The sequence below is a fragment of the Lysinibacillus sp. JNUCC-52 genome (assembly GCF_015999545.1).
In the GTDB taxonomy this organism is placed as follows: domain Bacteria; phylum Bacillota; class Bacilli; order Bacillales_A; family Planococcaceae; genus Lysinibacillus.
Map to the genome: position 1 here is coordinate 1,900,276 of NZ_CP065546.1, position 17,565 is coordinate 1,917,840.

Sequence of the window (17,565 nt, forward strand, 5' to 3'; positions counted from 1 at the left end):
TGTCTTTATAGATGATTAGGGACTATTTTTTTGGTAAAATTAAAGTATGGAGGTCGAATTATGCAAACAAATTCGAAACAAACAATAATACTTCTCCTTTCTTTATTATTCGTTTATGGTATGCTTGCTTTCACATTTGCTAATCCAGCTGTATTTTGGTACTTGTATGCATTCACACTGCTCGTATGTATAGCTATTGCTATTCTTTCAGGTACGATTGAAGATCAATTGCCTACTTGGAAGTTTCTAATTTTCGGCATAGGGTATGGTACTATCACATATGGCATTATACGTTTTGGTTATTGGCTCGCTCCATATATAAATGATCGGCTAGTAGTAACTGTGAAAAAGTTTTTAACTGTTTACGGTCCACAAAATATTTGGCACTATATTTTACTTGTGTTTATTGTTGCCATTGGCGAAGAACTATTTTGGCGTGGATACGTACAACAACAATTAAAGCGTTTTATGCGCCCTGTTTTAGCAGTGGTCGTAACAGCCATTTTATGTTCCATCTCAATTGCATTTAGTGGTTTTAAGCTAGGTATAGTTGCAGCTCTTGTTACAAGTCTTATTTGGGGCTTTATTTATGAATGGCGCAAGAGTATGCCGTTAGTTATTGTGGCCCATGTTGTTTTTGTTCTACTGTTGTTTTTAGTGTTACCTTTAACATCATAACAAAAAAAATTGGAAACATTTTATCTTTTATTAGCGTTTAATATAGAAAAGGAGGGCTTTTCATGCAAAAAAAATTATTTTCAATGCTTGCATTATTACTAACAGCTGTTATATTCGTGGGGTGTAATACCTCTGATAAGACAGAACAATCAGATGCTGAACAAAATGAACCAGCGAACTCACAACAACCATCTGACAATGAAACTGCAGGCGATGACAAGCAAGAAACGCCTACATCAAATGATGCCAATACAGACACACAAGCTAAACCAGAACAAGAAGTGCAATACGTTCAAAATGGTGTCGACAAAAAGGAAACAGCAACTGAATCTGATAGTGTGGATCAAGGCTATAAATTCCAACAACTACCTGAATTTACGCTTTCTCAAGAAGAACCAGGAAAAGACATGTTAGTATCAAATGCTGATGATGAAGTATTTATGCGTATTGAAGCTACAAATGCTTCTGAAACAAGCTATGATGCTGTAAAAACATCTATGCAAGACTACATGAATGCAGTTGGAGGCACAGTACCATTATCTGCTGAAGAACTTTCTGCATTTAAGGATATTAAAAATATCGAAGGCTATGTTGTAGACTTTGATACAGAAAAAGTAGTGGGTGTCGTATTTGAAAAAGATGGACTCATTACAAAATTAACAATTCATGATAATGATAAACAAGATTTAACTGCTGCAATGCTTGCCATGGCAGCCACTATTTCTAAAAAATAATATAAATTATTTAAAAGGCCTTAGAATTCATTCTAAGGCCTCAGCTTGTCGACAAAAGGGATTAAGAATAGAATTCTTAATCCCTTTTTGTTATTTTCTTTGTAAAAAATGGGTTCTTACTTTAATTTTGACCATACTCTTCGAGCATTTCCTCTCTATGAAGCAGCTTGCCATGTCCAAGTAGCAAGCTTTTTCAAATTCATGGCAGCAAAAGTAATCATCGCCTGCATGGACAATTTTTTAAGACCTCTTAAGGTTGTCCATCGCATACCATGCTTTTCTTTTGCATCCGCAAAGACACGTTCTATCGTTTCTTTGCGCTTTGCATAAATTTGTTTAATATCATAAGAATGGCGCAAATGTTCAGCTTCTTCCATATAGGTTTCCCATATATGCCGTTGAATCAGTTTTTGATGATTCCTGCTTTCTGTACATTGTGATAGCAAGGGGCAATTCGCACAAATCGTTGGATTCGATTTATATTGGCGATACCCTTCCTTCGTCGTTGTCGTATATTTCAATACCTGCCCTTGTGGGCAAAGATAACAATTATAGTACTCATCGTACACATATTCATGCTTTCGAAAGAAACCATCTTTTGTTTTAGGACGTGTATAAGGGAGAACAGGTAACATTTGATTCTCTAATAAAAAGTTAGTGATGGCAGGTGTTTTATAAGCAGCGTCCGCAGCAATCGCTAATGGCTTTTTCACTTTTTCAATGATTTTTTCAACAAGTGGCTGCAATACATAGCTATCGTGCACATTTCCTGGAGTCACAATCGTTCCTAATACAAAGCCTTTTTCATCTGTCGCTGCATGAAATGAATACGCAAACTGCTTAGTCCGTTCATCCTTAACATAATAACCACTCTCAGGGTCTGTCGTACTTTCTTTGATTTCTTTCCATTCATCTTTTTCAAATTTCTCTGGAGGGAAGGGCTTTTTTCCGTTTTCCTCACGATCAATATTTAATTCCAGTTGGAGTTTCTCTTCATAAGCACGTGTTTCTTTTCGAACGACTTTTTTATCATACTTTCGTTTATTGGCGCTCGCTTTTACATGCGTCGAATCAATAAATACATGGTCCGCATGAAGGAGCCCTCGATTCATAATTTCTTTTAGAATACGATAGAATATCTGTTCAAACACATTTGTGTCTTGGAAGCGTCGTGCATAATTTTTACCGAAGGTAGAGAAGTGAGGAACTTCTGTATGGAAGCCAAAACCTAAAAACCAGCGATAGGCCATATTCGTTTCAATTTCTTTGATAGTTTGACGCATAGAGCGAATACCAAAAACGTATTGAATAAAGGTCATTTTAAAGAGAACAACGGGGTCAATACTTGGACGCCCTAAAGATGAATAGAGGTTTTCGACTAATGGATAGATAAACGAAAAATCAATCGCTGCCTCTAGTTTTCGAACTAAATGGTCTTGTGGCACCAATTGGTCAATTGTCAGCATTTCTAATTGGTCACGTTCATTGATTTGATTTTTCGACATCATTTTCCATCACCTCAAATAGATTATTTTATTTATAGTTGATTGATAGCAATTCATATCAAGTTGATTGGAGCGAAGGGCGGGCGACTCCTGCGGGAAAGCACAGAACGTAAGACGCAACAAACCGCGCGTTAGCGAGGGTTGCGGCTTACGTGTGTGCCCGCGGAAAGCGCCCGAACGTAGCGGAAATCAACGGCAGTAGACATCTATTTTTATTTTAAAATGAAAAAAGACTGTAGGCAAACTCGAAATTTTTCGAGTTTGTCTACAGTCTGAGGCCTTAGAATTCATTCTAAGGCCTTTCTTCTATTCACTAACAAAAAACATAGGGCGACGGAGTCATCCCCTTAAAAAACCTTTCTAACAGGCAAAAATAGCTATTAAAATCGATTCCTTGCCAAAAACTATGTTATGTTCCTTTTTAACATCCTATATTTGGGCATAGAAAAAAGAATCGCCTCAAAATCCATTTGAGACAACTCTTTTTAATAAGACAAGTCTTTAATCGATAGTCCTAATTTTTTTAATAAGCCTATTGCTTGATCTTTTTCCTCGACTGATAAAGCACTCATCAATTCATGTAGATGTTGTTCATGCTTTGGAAATAATTCGCCCATAAACGCTTCACCTTCCGCTGTAATTTCTGCATAGGTAACGCGACGGTCTGATGGACAGGAAACTCGTAAAAGATAGCCTCTTTTTTCAAGCTTATCAATTACATACGTAATAGACCCACTGGCAAGTAAAATTTTATTACCGATTTGCTGTAATGGTTGTCTCCCTTTATGGTAAAGGAGTTCTAAAACCGCAAATTCAGTAGGATTCAGACCATTCTCTTGAAAAAAATGATTTGTCATCTCATTAATTGCTTTATGGGCACGGGATAATACAATATATAATTTTAAAGTTTGCTTTAAATCTTCTTCTGACGTCATAACCTAGTCCTCTCAATTCGCTCTTTATACATGTCATTATAGCGACTTTTGAAAAGCATTGTCAAAAGCAATCAATAATAGCGCACTATTGAAATAATTTTCACTGTATTTAGGTTACTAAATACGCAGAATCCTTCGCAGAAACATCTAACGAGTCCAATTGATTGAATGTGTAAACTGGAAACTGCATATGGAAGCATGTCCCCTTCTGTACTTCACTTTGTACGCCTATTATACCTTCATGCTCTTCGATGACCTTTTTCACGAATGCAAGGCCTAGTCCTGTCCCTGATGATTTCGTCGTGTAAAAAGGTTGGAATAGGTTTTGGATTGTTTTACTATCCATACCACTGCCTTCATCTTTAATCATTAATTCTACAATCGTACAGTCAATAACATTCATTTCTACCGTAATTGTACCGCCATTATGCATCGCTTCCATCGCATTTTTTATAAGGTTCATAAATACTTGCTTTAGACGATTTTCATTGCCTCCAATATACACTTCTGTAGCAGTAGGAATATATTGAATCATAATTTTCTTCATCAAAGCATCTGGTAACATAAATTCGATTACTTGTTTTACAATTTGATCTAATTCGATTAATTCGATCTTCATGCTTGTCGGCTTCGACAAAACTAACAATTCTGACAAAATTTGCTCCATCCGTTGTAGCTCACTATCGATGACAGATAAATACATGCGCGATTCCTCATCTGCATTCAGCTTTAAAAGTTCCGTAAAGCCCTTTAAAGACGTTAAGGGATTACGAATCTCGTGTGCAATACTTGCCGCCATTTGTCCAACTACATTTAATGCTTCTTGATGCTCCACTTTATGTTGCAACTGCTTTTTCTCAGTTTCATCATTAATAACTGTAACGATAATATTATTATATTCATCGAAAACACTTGAGATTTCGTAATAGCAAGTTCTGCTTACTTGGGTTTCATCTACGACATGAATATTGGCATGTTTTTCACCCATCAATTTGGATAAATATGTTGTAATTTGTCCATTCTTCATTGTAAATGAGTCAAATATATGTTGATGCGCTTTATGAAGAAGCTGCGATTTTTCTATTTTTAAATACATTTCTGCATATTTGTTTAAACCAAGAATAATCCCACTCGCATCACTCACAATAACAGCATAGGGTAAATGATCATATGCACTGAAGGATTGTGAACGTTCCTGTTCCTTGCTAACATATAATTCAATCGCTCTGTCATTATTGATAGTTGATAGCTGTGCGACTATTTCTTCTGTGTTTGGATCATAGAAACATTTAAAGGACATCATTTCTAGATCGTTGTTATTTTTACGAATATTAAATATTTCTTCTGATCTTAACTCACTTTGTAGCTCCTTAACGAACTTAGCCCACTTAATATTGGATGGCTCGTCCATTGTTATATAACCTTTAAATGATGAATTAAGATCAAAAAGTTTAATAGCTGCCTCATTACAATTCAAAATTTTCCCTGATTTATTTAGAATAAGTGTTGGTGACGAAGTACTTTTCATAAGATTTCCAAAACATTGATTTATATCATTTTGCTTCAACTTTCTCACCGAACCTTTCAAAAGAGTAAAAAACCTCTCATTCGAATTTTGAGCCTTTACTATACTTTATGACTGTACGATTCTATTATTACAAAATTTAGTAAATTTAAGTATTTAAAATTATTTCACGAACCGTTCACAAAATAAATAGGTCTAAAGGATTATATTGTTTGTCAGCTACTTGACTGTTACAATTAGAAAGTGAAAGGAAGATTAATGCATGAATACTATTTTAACTACTTTAAACGCAAAATATATCCACACAAATTTAGCATTGCGTTATTTAAAAAGTGCTGCTTTACCTGAATACAATCCTGTCATTGCAGAATACACAATTAAAGACCCTGCATTTAATATTGTATCAGATTTATTTCAAAAAAACCCCGATATCGTAGGTTTCAGTTGCTATATTTGGAATATTGAAGAAACAATACACGTTATTAAAATGTTAAAAACGGTTTGTCCAAATGTTAAAATTTTGCTAGGCGGACCTGAAGTATCTTACGATGTCCATCATTGGTTACGTCGTATAGAAGAAGTTGATTTTATTGTCATGGGCGAAGGAGAAACTTCATTTAAGCAGTTACTACACCATTTGCATGGAGAAATACCTTTAGAAGATGTTCCAGGCATTTGTTACTTAGAGGACGGTAAAGTTCGAATTCACGCGCAAGCACCTAAAATTGACTTACGTGAATTGCCGAGCCCATTCCGCTTTGAAGAAGATCTACCACATCTAAGCAAGCGAATTCAATACATTGAGACAAGCAGAGGCTGTCCTTTTAGCTGTCAATTTTGCTTATCTTCTATTGAAGTGGGCGTACGCTATTTCAATAGAGAAAGTATAAAAGAAGATATTCGTTATTTAATGAATAATGGTGCACGAACTATTAAATTTGTCGATCGTACATTTAATATTAGCCGTAGCTATGCAATGGAAATGTTCCAATTTTTAATAGATGAACATCAGCCAGGTGTAGTCTTCCAGTTTGAAATAACAGCAGATATAATGCGTCCCGAAGTTATTCAATTTCTAAATGATAATGCACCAAAAGGGCTTTTCCGCTTTGAAATTGGTGTACAATCTACAAATGATTTAACAAACACACTAGTACAGCGACGTCAAAACTTCGAAAAATTAACGCGTACAGTAACAATGGTCAAAAATGGCGGCAAGATCGATCAACATTTAGATTTAATTGCTGGCCTACCAGAAGAGGATTATAGTAGCTTCAGACAAACATTTAATGATGTTTTTGCTATGCGCCCTGAGGAATTACAGTTAGGCTTTTTAAAGCTATTGCGTGGTACAGGTCTACGTTTGGAGGCTGAAAAGTTTGGCTATACGTATGTGGACTTAGCTCCATATGAAATTTTTTCGAATAATGTCTTAAACTTTGATGATATTGTTCGTATTAAACATGCGGAAGATGTACTCGAAAAATATTGGAATGCTCACCGAATGGATCATACAATCGAATATTTAGTAACAGAAGTATTTGATACACCATTTGATTTCTTCCAAAACTTCGGAACTTATTGGGAAACAAAGGGATGGTCACGTATTGGTCACCAGCTTGAAGATTTGTTCCGCCGTTTACTAGAGTTTTTAGAAACAGTGGAAAGTGCTAATTTACAAGTTATCCAAAGCTTAATGCAGCTTGATTATTTAAAGGCACAGCAATTCCAACCACGGAAATTATGGTGGAAAGATCGCCCAACCGAAGTGCAGCAAAAAGCACTTTACACTGCTCTACGTGAAAATCCTACCATTGCAGGCGAAGAATTTGCTAACTTGAATTTAACTGAAAAAGAATTATTCAAGCATACCCTTATCATTCCGCATAATTTAGATTATCAAAAATTTGCAAATGGCAAAATTGTACAAAAAAACGGCTATCTTTTAACCTACTTCCGACACGGCCAAGAACCGTATTTTGCAACAATCCCTTCTGTTTAATAAAAAAGCGCTATTCACTTGAAATATTTCAAGGAGTAGCGTTTTTTTTAATTTGAAACTAAAATAATTCCATTTTTTAATTCATTCCATATCCTTCGCATTACGAATCAATTATAAATTCTGCCTACTAATACTAACTTTTAGCGCTAGTAACGGACTCACAATGACAATAAAAACTATTAGAACAAATTACTTAAAATCTAGTTATTCACAACAAGTACTTTTTACCTATTATGCACTATTTTTATTCAGGAAATATTTTGTTAAATTTTCTAAATTTTTAGATATATTTTCGACAAATTTACTTTTTCGCTATTAAATGCTTAGTCTGAACGACTTTCAAAGGCAAATTTAAGCTTGTAAATTGCATAAAAAAACAATCAAACATCCTAAAAAAGCCTAGCGAATAAACCGAAATATAGTTTCGCATCCCTTTGTTTTCCATTGAGCAAAACCACATACTTCATAAATCCACTACTTTACAATTGCTTACATCTGTTTACATATTAAATATTAAATACAATATAATAGTAGAAAGTCATTAAGCCTCGTCCTTTTCGATATTACAGTAAAGTACTTAATCTACTTGCTTTAGAGTATAGCAATGTACATAGAACCTATTGTAGCATGTAGCTATTTCGATTAGTAAAATTTTACAATGTACGTTTTACAACAGAAATTAATAATCCTAATGCTTCGCTATCTGTCATACTGCTTACTCGATCACTATGATCTCTTTTCATAATTCCTCGTTTATGTGTTTCTTTTAGTAAGTCCTTTAATTCTTGTTTAGCTGTGCTTGTAAGTGACATAGTTAAGTTCTCCTTTTGTTTCTTTTTCATAACTGGGTTCACCGTTATCTGTTTTTTCTACATTCTATTTTAGATGCCCCTCAGTTCTAGTACAAGGTGGTGGTATTCAACCACTCTTAATAAGTTGTACCCGCACCCTAAAACAACTAAACTTTTTCTGCAGTATTTTTTCAGTGTATTTTTTCAGTGTCAGGCACGAAACAATTTTGAAAATTTAAGGAAAGCCCATATGACCTGTAGCACAAATCTACGACAATTAAATGCAAAAAAACTGTAGCTAAACGCTCGAAAAATTTCGAGTTTAGCTACAGTCTCGGGGGCACAACCATTTTATGCCCATTAAATCATTCTCGCCCCATACTTCTGAATAATTATCCGATAATCACTCGTTCTTTCGGGTAATGGTATTTGGATTTTTTACCTCTTCCGCCTCCACCAAGTGAATACAGGAAGGAAATTAAACCTACTCGCCCTATGAACATTAAAATAATAATGATGATTTTACCTACAACCGATAAATCGGAGGTAATTCCTAAAGACATACCGCATGTTCCGAACGCAGATGTAATTTCAAAAATGATTTGTATAAGCGTCGCATGTGGCTCTGTAATAAGTAAAATGATTGTCGCAATTAGCACCATAAAACAAGCTACTAAAATAACGACAAATGCTCGGAAGACATCAATTAAATGGATTTCACGCCCAAAAATTTGAATATCCTCTCTTCCACGTGCAAACGTGATTAAAAATAAAATCGCGATAGCGAAAGTTGTCGTCCGTATACCGCCCCCAACTGAGCTTGGAGATGAACCAATGAACATTAAAAAACTCATAAAAATATCTGTCGCCTCACTGAAGGATGTTACATCATATGTTGTAAGTCCCGCAGAACGTGTAGATACGGAATGGAACATTGCGGAAAAGATCGCTTCATGCCAAGGCATTCCTTTAAATGAATGGAATGACTCAAGCAGTAAAATAACGAGCGCCCCTACTACAAATAAAATGGCATAAGTCGTTGTCGTTATTTTTGTAAATAAGCTAAATCGGAAATTAGCATGTCGATTAAGTAAAAATGTTTTTATCTCGACGAGCACTGGGAAGCCAATTGCGCCTAACACAATCAATACCATGGTGATTAGTTGGACGAAATAATCATTATGAAATGGCAGTAAACTCATTCCTGTAATATCAAAGCCTCCGTTAGTGGTAGCTGATATAGAAGCAAAAACACCATGAATTAGAGCTTGTTCAAATGTATCGAAATAATTCGTAAAATGTGCAGTTAAAATAATAGCTCCTGCTAATTCTATACCGATTAAGATTTTCAAAATTTCTCGAATCAATTGGACAACGCCTGATAAATTATACTGATTATGATCAATCATAATTAGTTGACGTTCACGCATGCCGATTTTTTTTCCTACAAGCAACCATACAAAGGTTCCCAGCGACATAATACCAATCGCGCCGAGCTGTAAAATAACAAGTACCATGACGAGCCCAAATGTTGTATAGGTCTCTGAAATATTAAACGTTGTTAAGCCAGTAACACTAACAGCACTTACGGCAGTAAATAAGCTATCTAATAATGATACCTTTACACCCGTTTGATGAACGCCAGGCAGTCGTAACAATAGGAAGGATATTGCTATTGCTATGAAATAATAAGAAACTAGTGCCTGAAACGGTGTAATTAATTTATTTGATGATTTTTTCCAAGGCACCTCATCAACTCCTTCCATTCATGATGCCAAGATAGATATTAGTATAGAAAAAAACTATAAAAAAAGAAAGAGGCTGTTCTACACAGTATAAAATGAGCAACCTCGAGCTATTTATTCGATATAAAACAAAAATCCGCATTGAGACTTTCGCAGAAAAAGCAAGCACACAAAATCATGCTAGTGGAAGCAAGTAATGCGGCTCTGCCTTGCCCGCAGAAAGCAACGCGGATTTAAAATATATTTATAAAAAATATAAACGGCTATTTTGTTTGTTTTTTATTACGTACTCCTACTAAATAACCGACAAATGCAATGCCTATTAACACAATCCAAAACGTTAATTCCCAGCCTGTTGAATGAGGGAATTCTGTAGGTAATATGCCCACTTTTTCATGTGCTAATGTTAAAACAACAAGTTTTACCCCAACCCATCCAACAATTAAAAAGGCTGCTGTTTCAAGTGAAGGATAGTCGTTTAAAACTTTCACAAACCATTGTGCAGCAAAACGCATCATGATGACGCCTATAAAGCCACCTAATAGCATAATAATAAATTGTCCACCATTAATGCCACCAATATCAAAATTACCTAAGTGTGGAAGCGTCACAGCAATAGCAACTGCAGCAAGCATTGAGTCAATTGCAAATGCTATATCGGCAAGCTCAACTTTTAAGACAGTCATCCAGAAGCCAGAACCCTTTTTCACAGCCGCCTCATCATTTTCTTCTTCTTCATCTTTACCTTTTCTTAAGTCATAAATATTTTTCGCTGACATAAACAATAGGTAGGCAGCTCCAACCGCCTGAATTTGCCAGTAGTTAACTAATACTGTAATAACAAAGAGCGCAGAGAATCGGAATATTAATGCTCCAAATAATCCGTAAAAAAGTGCCTTTTTTTGTAGGTCATGCGGTAAGTGTTTAACCATAACAGCCATTACAACTGCGTTGTCTGCTGCTAGTAATCCTTCTAATACGACGAGTACAATCAGTACCCAGCCATATTGTAATAATATTGCTTCCATCCTCTGTTCCTCCTTTAAACTCTGTATACCCAAAATTGCGGTCATTTACTAGTCAAATGCAAAAGAAAAAACCCCTGCCTGAAAGAAGGCAAAGGTCTTGCTAAGCAAATTTGGATTTGTTACTTCTCTCATTACAAGTCTCAGCTTTGCACCTATTGCAAAGTAACAACATTTGCTATCACACCCGATGGCAAATACCATGTCTTGACGAATGTGAAATCAGATGCATCGCTCGCATCTGCTAGCTACTCCCCTTTAACAAATTGTCTAAGGATATTTCTTTTGTTCGTTTATTATAGCACTATCATTTAAAGCTGACAAAGAAATCCATCATTATTTAATTTGAATTTGGTAGTTTTTATCGTCTTTATGTGCTAGATAAAAATCCACCATCTTCGGCATTGTTTGTATAAAATCAGGACATGTAATATTTCCTTTTTGTAAAATGGCAACCGCTTCTGTTGTATCAAAGACTGCCTGCCATGTTAAATAATCTAAAGATTCTTGCTCCACGCCCAACATCTTCCGAATGAACGGTACTTTTAGCGATTGTTTTGCTAAAGACAAAGGAAAACGTCCTTTTGGATAATGATCCGTTAATAATTTTACCATTGTGCGATATACCTCTTGTACAGGATGTGGATTCGGATCTGTTAAATGTAAAGTTTTCCCTTCCGCACTTTTCTCATCCATTATATAAGTTACTGCATTGATAATATAATCGATCGGCACAACATTAATTGCCGTACTTGACACGCCTATATACGGTATAATCGGTAAACGTTTTAATTTTTCTACCATATTTAAAAAGAAATATGGCCCATCAAATTTAATCGTTTCCCCAGTCTCTGAATGCCCCCGCACAATGCCTGGACGAATTATCGTTATCGGTATCTCCGACTTTAAATCTTCTACACGATGCTCCGCCTCGTATTTTGTCTCCTCATAATAGTTTTTAAAAGCAGGAGGTCGAATCAATTCATTTTCACGTAAAACCCCTTCACGCAGTCCAGCAACATATGCTGTACTGAAATACATATACCGCTTTAAATTCGGTAGTGTTCGTACAAAATCATTTACCATTGCTGTGCCATGGACGTTAACTTTCCAAGCGATATCTCTCGGCACAGCTAAATCATAAATAGCTGCTAAATGCCAAAACACTTCAATTTGATGCTGAATTTCCTGTACGACTTGATTTGTCAGCCCTAAATTAGGTAGTGTAATGTCTCCTTCGACGATTTGTATCGAACAATGAGGGTAGTCTACTTCTATCTTGCTTTTTTCAACAGTTGCTTTTGGTAATTCCCCCGCTAGCACAATTGCGATAACTTGTTGCGTTTTATTTTTGTGAAATAGCTCACGTATTAATTGACTTGAAATGAACCCTGGAAAACCTGTAAAAAAATGAACACCCATATCTCATTTCCCCCTTATACTTAAGGCAATCTTCTAGTTTCTTTATCCATTAAGCTATAAACAGCTGGCACTATATATAATGTCAGTAAAGTCGAAGTAATAAGCCCACCAATTACAGCGATACCCATTGGCTGGTTCATCTCCGTACCTTCGCCAATACCAAGTGCAAGTGGTAGCAAACCTAATATAGTTGTTAACGCCGTCATTAATATCGGTCGCAGTCGATCTTGAGTAGCAAGTAATATCGCATCATAGGACTTCATGCCATTCATCTTTTGCTGATTAATATAATCCACTAGCACAATACCGTTGTTCACAACAATGCCCACAAGCACCAAAATCCCAATAACAGATGTCACACCTAGTAATGTCTTTGTAGCAAACATTGCAATCGTAACACCAATAATCATAAGCGGTACCGTAAACATAATGACGAAAGGATATTTAAATGACTCAAACTGCGCTGCCATTACAATATAAACAAGCACCACAGCCAACGCTACAGCTAAAAGCATATCATCAATTGCGCTATCATAAAGCTCACGATCGCCACTAAACACCACTTGTGTTTCAGAAGGTAAATTAGCTTTTTCAAGAGCCTTATCGACCTCTTTTGAAATACCCCCTAGTGACTCCTTCGTTGTATAATCAACGAAAAATGCAACTGCAGCAGCCTGATCGGAACGTCTAATCGATACTGGCCCTTCTTGTATAGATACGTGCGCGATTTCATCGAGCTTAACAAATAGACCTGCTGGAGAACGAAGCTCCATTGCCTTTAAGGACTCAATACTTTCATTAAATGACTGACCAAAGCCTGTATACACTGATAACACAGTTCCATCATCATCAATCATTTGCGTCGTCAGTTGCCCCTTTGTCATTTGATTAACCGTTTGGGCTATTTGAGCAGGTAAAAAGCCATAATCCTTAGCTTTTTCACGATCTACTTCAATTTGAATTTCTTGGACTGTATTATCTAAATCTGTCATTACATTTGTGACAATGTTAATGCGCTTTAGTTCTTGCTGTACTTTATCAACTGACTCTTGTAAACGTTGTTCATTTGAATCAGTTAATCGGAATGTCAATGTATTAGGAGATGAACCCGACGATGTTGATACATTAAATGTGATGTCAGCTTGCTCACCTAGCTCATTGTTTAAATCCTTTTCTACCTCTTCTACAAATTCAAAAATTGAACGTTTACGATCTGCAAGTGGTACTAGCTTCACATAGATTTCCGCTCGATTTGCACTTGTTTGTCCACGTGCTTGCGACTGCTGCGTACCGCCAATTAGGCTAACATAGACATCCACATCTTGCTCTTCTTTTAAGCGCTCCTCTATTGCTGTAACAACCTGTTCCGTTTTTGTTACTGCAGCCCCTCTATCAAGATCTACACTGATAGAAGCAAATCCTTCATCTGTTGCTGGTAAAAATTCCGTACCGATTCTCGATAAGCCAAACACGGATAAACCGAAGAGGATAACGGCCGATAAAATAACTAAAAAACGATGTTTTAAAACCCAAACAATAGATGCATTGTAGTGCTTATAAAATGCCGATGCCTTTCGCATTTCATTTATGTTTTGGTCTTTCATTTTTAACAGACGGCTTGCCAACATTGGTACAACGGTTAATGCGACTAATAATGAGGCAATTAAACTGAAGGAAATTGTAAGTGCAAATTCCGTAAAGATTTGCCCTATTAAACCTTCTATAAACATTACGGGAATAAACACAGCAATTGTTGTTAATGTAGATGCTGTTATTGCTAGCGCCACTTCCTTTGTGCCTTGCTTTGCTGCTTCGATTGGGTTTTTCCCAAGCCCTAGATGCCGTTCCACATTTTCAATAACAACGATTGCATTATCAACAAGCATCCCAATGCCTAATGCCAACGCACCTAATGTCATAATATTGAGAGTGAAATGAGCAAAATACATTAATACAAATGTGACGATGACAGAATAAGGTATGGCAATGCCAATAATAATTGGGCTTTTCACGCCTCGTAAAAAAACAAATAATACAAGCATTGCAAATAAGCCACCTAATAGTAATGAAGAACCAATGTTACTGATCGCTAAATTCACATAATTCCCTTGATCTACTAATACATCTGCTACTACACCTTTATATTGCTCCTGTGCTAGTAAGTCATTTAAGGATTGTTGGAACGCTTTTGATACTTCGGCAGTATTTGCCCCTGACTCTTGCAAAACGGACATTAATACAGCTGGATGGTCATTAGCACGCGTTTCGGTTAAGGATTTTTGCTCTGCACGCTCGACGGTCGCTACATCTCCTACCGTTAGTGTTTCCCCGTCTATTGGATTGACGGATACAATTAAATCCGCAATATCTTCTGGTTTTGTTAATGTGCTAATAATACGTGTCGACAGCATTTGGCCATCAGCGGTCAATACTGGTTCTCCAGGCAGTGACACATTATTCGTTTGAATGATTTGAATAATATCAGCTTGGGTTAAGCCTTTGGCAATTAATTTCGATTCATCTAATGTTACTTGTACTTCTTCTATAAGCTTGCCAGAGACATTTACACTTGCAACTCCTTCTGTACGACGGAGCTCTTTTTCCAATGAATCTGCTAAAATACGCACGTCCACCTGATCATTGTCTGCGCGTAATGAAAGCTGAATAATTGGAAACTGTGATGGGTCAAATTTTAAAAAACTTGGTTTTTGTGCATCACTCGGTAACGGTGTCATATCAATTCGCTGTAAAATGTCGAGTTGAACTTCTTCTATATCCGTTGTCCAATTAAACTCGAGCACAATTAAATTTGAACCTTCCTGTGAGGTAGATTGAAGTTTTTTTATGCCTGGCAAGGTGGCCAATGTCGCCTCTAAAGGTTTTGTTACCTTCTCATTCACTTCCGTTGAGCTCGCACCAGGATAGGAGGTAACAACAACACCTATTGGTGGATTTAATTCAGGAATTAAAGTGATTGGTATTTTTAACAATGATACGCCACCTAAAATAATGATTAGTAGCATCGACACAAGTGTAAAAACAGGCCTTTTTATCGAAAAGTTGCTAATGTTCATTTGTAAATACTCCTTTTCTTTCTCTTCTTTCCTATGATAGCCGAAAAGGGGGATTTTTTATAAATTAATACATTATATTGAAACAATTTCATAATTCGCATTTTCATCATTGTTTTTTTGAGAAATAAAATATTTCAATGGAGCGGAAGGCGGCGACTCCTGCGGGAAAAGCAAGCAAACCGAGACCCTGGACTGAGCGTAGCGAGGGAAGCGGCTCGGTGCTTGGCCGCGGAAAGCGTCCGCCTGTAGCGCAATGATGCCAGTACTCATAATGATTAAACATTTCCTTATATTGTATACATTCTACACCAATCGCTTATTTTCCTTGTAAAAAAACACGAATCGATGAAATGTCGATTCGTGTTTCTTTTTATAGAAGGCTATATAATTTAATATTTTCGTTTTTATCTGAGAACCAGCGCATAGCAAATTCATTTTCAAATAGGAAAACAAGATTGTCAAAGCGGTCTTTTACAAGCATTGAACGACTTGAAGACATTGATTCTTTTACATCTTCTTCATTTTCAATCCAACGTGCCATTTTTGAACCAATTGGCTCCATTCTTACTTCTACATTGTATTCATTTTTCATGCGGTGTTCAAATACTTCAAATTGTAATTGCCCAACTGCACCTAAAATAACTTCTTCTGTATGAAGTGTTTTGTAGTACTGAATGGCTCCCTCTTGCACCAATTGCAAAATCCCTTTATGGAATTGCTTTGATTTCATTACGTTTTTCGCCGTTACTCGCACAAATAGTTCAGGTGTGAACTGCGGTAATTTTTCAAATTGGAACGTTTTCTTGCCACCTACAACAGTATCACCAATTTGGTATGTGCCTGTATCGTACAAGCCAATTATATCTCCAGCTACCGCTTCGTCAACTGTTTCACGGTCGTCAGCTAAAAACTGTGTAGACTGGGTCACTTTAAACGATTTTCCTGTTCGAGATAGCGTCATATTCATACCGCGCTCAAATTTACCAGATACAATTCGTACAAAGGCAATACGGTCACGGTGTGCAGGGTTCATATTCGCTTGAATTTTGAAAATAAAGCCAGAAAACTCTGGATGCTCAACAGGGTCAATGAACTGCTCATCTTCTGTAATACGAGGCTGGGGTGTTGGAGCAAATTGTAAATAAGTTTCAAGGAATGTTTGTACCCCAAAGTTTGTTAAGGCAGAACCGAAGAACACAGGTGTTAATTCACCACGACGAATTTTTTCTTCTGAATAAGCATTACCTGCCTCATTTAGTAGCATAATGTCATCCATCGCTTGTGAGTAATAGGAAGTGACTTTCATCGGATTATCAACTGCTAACTCACCGTTCTCATCGATTGGTAGGAAACGTTCTCCCTCTTCAGTACGGAATTGCTCAATACGTTTGTTATAACGGTCATAAATACCTAGGAATTCTTTCCCCATACCAATTGGCCAGTTCATTGGGTAGGCTTGAATACCAAGCACTTCTTCAAGCTCTTCGATTAGCTCAAGAGGCTCTTTCCCTTGACGGTCCAATTTATTGATAAATGTAAAAATCGGAATACCGCGCATTTTACAAACTTTGAATAGTTTTAATGTTTGTGCCTCAATCCCTTTAGCAGCATCTACAACCATGACAGCACTGTCTACTGCCATTAATGTACGATACGTATCCTCAGAGAAATCTTGGTGTCCTGGTGTATCCAAAATATTAACGCGTGAACCACTATAATCAAACTGCATAACAGAAGATGTTACCGAAATACCACGTTGTTTTTCAATTTCCATCCAGTCTGATGTAGCAAATTTCCCTGATTTCTTACCTTTTACTGTACCTGCATCACGAATCGCTCCGCCAAAAAGTAAAAGCTTTTCTGTAATCGTCGTTTTCCCAGCATCCGGGTGACTAATAATAGCGAACGTACGTCTTGCTAATATATCTTTTTCTAAATTTGAAGTCATCTCTTCATTCTCCTTTTTTCATACCTACTAATAATAAAAGAAGTCTAGCCCTTCGTACAACCTTTTTACATGAATTCCCCAAAAAGAAAACCCTTTAGTCACTACTAAAAGGGTTCAGACTGTCGATACGTTTGAATTATTGTACGCATGGAAGCCATCACTACGTTGGCTGCCTTGCTAG

At 36.6% G+C, this 17,565-nt stretch carries 12 protein-coding genes; 3 read left to right on the forward strand and 9 right to left on the reverse strand.

The window, feature by feature from the left end; genetic code table 11:
• Positions 1–60 precede the first annotated feature (60 nt).
• Positions 61–678 carry a CPBP family intramembrane glutamic endopeptidase gene (locus JNUCC52_RS09690; protein WP_173477970.1) on the forward strand — a complete coding sequence of 206 codons (618 nt, stop codon included), beginning with the start codon at positions 61–63 and terminating at the stop codon, positions 676–678.
• Positions 679–740: 62 nt separating this feature from the next.
• Positions 741–1,412: a DUF8580 domain-containing lipoprotein gene (locus JNUCC52_RS09695; protein WP_173477971.1), complete on the forward strand. Its 672-nt coding sequence runs from the start codon at positions 741–743 to the stop codon at positions 1,410–1,412.
• Positions 1,413–1,567: 155 nt separating this feature from the next.
• Here JNUCC52_RS09695 and JNUCC52_RS09700 read toward each other — a convergent pair whose 3' ends face one another.
• The 3 genes from JNUCC52_RS09700 to JNUCC52_RS09710 form a co-directional block, all read right to left on the reverse strand.
• Positions 1,568–2,920 (reverse strand): IS1182 family transposase, encoded by a 1,353-nt coding sequence (locus JNUCC52_RS09700; RefSeq protein ID WP_337981988.1) that lies wholly within the window; start codon positions 2,918–2,920, stop codon positions 1,568–1,570.
• Between the two features lie 482 nt (positions 2,921–3,402).
• Positions 3,403–3,852 (reverse strand): MarR family winged helix-turn-helix transcriptional regulator, encoded by a 450-nt coding sequence (locus JNUCC52_RS09705; RefSeq protein WP_337981989.1) that lies wholly within the window; start codon positions 3,850–3,852, stop codon positions 3,403–3,405.
• A 109-nt stretch (positions 3,853–3,961) separates the two neighbouring features.
• Entirely contained in the window at positions 3,962–5,380 is a 1,419-nt protein-coding gene (locus tag JNUCC52_RS09710; RefSeq protein ID WP_228134382.1) for a PAS domain-containing sensor histidine kinase, read from the reverse strand.
• 259 nt (positions 5,381–5,639) lie between these two features.
• Between JNUCC52_RS09710 and JNUCC52_RS09715 the strand changes: the two genes are divergently transcribed.
• Complete coding sequence (locus JNUCC52_RS09715) at positions 5,640–7,379, forward strand: B12-binding domain-containing radical SAM protein (protein WP_337981990.1); 1,740 nt, start codon at positions 5,640–5,642, stop codon at positions 7,377–7,379.
• 653 nt (positions 7,380–8,032) lie between these two features.
• Here JNUCC52_RS09715 and JNUCC52_RS09720 read toward each other — a convergent pair.
• From JNUCC52_RS09720 to JNUCC52_RS09745, 6 genes are all read right to left on the reverse strand, one after another.
• The gene (locus JNUCC52_RS09720) at positions 8,033–8,191 is read right to left on the reverse strand and encodes a hypothetical protein (RefSeq protein WP_173477975.1); all 159 of its coding nucleotides are present in this window, start codon (positions 8,189–8,191) and stop codon (positions 8,033–8,035) included.
• Between the two features lie 371 nt (positions 8,192–8,562).
• Positions 8,563–9,918 carry a TrkH family potassium uptake protein gene (locus JNUCC52_RS09725; protein ID WP_305068706.1) on the reverse strand — a complete coding sequence of 452 codons (1,356 nt, stop codon included), beginning with the start codon at positions 9,916–9,918 and terminating at the stop codon, positions 8,563–8,565.
• A gap of 260 nt (positions 9,919–10,178) precedes the next feature.
• Entirely contained in the window at positions 10,179–10,943 is a 765-nt protein-coding gene (locus JNUCC52_RS09730; RefSeq protein WP_173478029.1) for a TerC family protein, read from the reverse strand.
• 333 nt (positions 10,944–11,276) lie between these two features.
• The gene (locus JNUCC52_RS09735; protein ID WP_337981991.1) at positions 11,277–12,362 is read right to left on the reverse strand and encodes an SDR family oxidoreductase; all 1,086 of its coding nucleotides are present in this window, start codon (positions 12,360–12,362) and stop codon (positions 11,277–11,279) included.
• Between the two features lie 20 nt (positions 12,363–12,382).
• Entirely contained in the window at positions 12,383–15,436 is a 3,054-nt protein-coding gene (locus JNUCC52_RS09740) for an efflux RND transporter permease subunit (protein ID WP_173478031.1), read from the reverse strand.
• Positions 15,437–15,806: 370 nt separating this feature from the next.
• Positions 15,807–17,384 (reverse strand): peptide chain release factor 3, encoded by a 1,578-nt coding sequence (locus JNUCC52_RS09745; protein WP_173478032.1) that lies wholly within the window; start codon positions 17,382–17,384, stop codon positions 15,807–15,809.
• Positions 17,385–17,565: the final 181 nt, after the last annotated feature.

What these genes read in the sequence shown, in the direction of transcription:
- JNUCC52_RS09705 (WP_337981989.1), bottom strand. Translation starts at nt 3,852, where the DNA reads ATGACGTCAGAAGAAGATTTAAAGCAAACTTTAAAATTATATATTGTA.
- JNUCC52_RS09690 (WP_173477970.1), top strand. Translation starts at nt 61, where the DNA reads ATGCAAACAAATTCGAAACAAACAATAATACTTCTCCTTTCTTTATTA.
- JNUCC52_RS09695 (WP_173477971.1), top strand. Translation starts at nt 741, where the DNA reads ATGCAAAAAAAATTATTTTCAATGCTTGCATTATTACTAACAGCTGTT.
- JNUCC52_RS09730 (WP_173478029.1), bottom strand. Translation starts at nt 10,943, where the DNA reads ATGGAAGCAATATTATTACAATATGGCTGGGTACTGATTGTACTCGTC.
- JNUCC52_RS09720 (WP_173477975.1), bottom strand. Translation starts at nt 8,191, where the DNA reads ATGTCACTTACAAGCACAGCTAAACAAGAATTAAAGGACTTACTAAAA.
- JNUCC52_RS09700 (WP_337981988.1), bottom strand. Translation starts at nt 2,920, where the DNA reads ATGATGTCGAAAAATCAAATCAATGAACGTGACCAATTAGAAATGCTG.
- JNUCC52_RS09715 (WP_337981990.1), top strand. Translation starts at nt 5,640, where the DNA reads ATGAATACTATTTTAACTACTTTAAACGCAAAATATATCCACACAAAT.
- JNUCC52_RS09745 (WP_173478032.1), bottom strand. Translation starts at nt 17,384, where the DNA reads ATGACTTCAAATTTAGAAAAAGATATATTAGCAAGACGTACGTTCGCT.
- JNUCC52_RS09710 (WP_228134382.1), bottom strand. Translation starts at nt 5,380, where the DNA reads ATGAAAAGTACTTCGTCACCAACACTTATTCTAAATAAATCAGGGAAA.
- JNUCC52_RS09740 (WP_173478031.1), bottom strand. Translation starts at nt 15,436, where the DNA reads ATGAACATTAGCAACTTTTCGATAAAAAGGCCTGTTTTTACACTTGTG.
- JNUCC52_RS09735 (WP_337981991.1), bottom strand. Translation starts at nt 12,362, where the DNA reads ATGGGTGTTCATTTTTTTACAGGTTTTCCAGGGTTCATTTCAAGTCAA.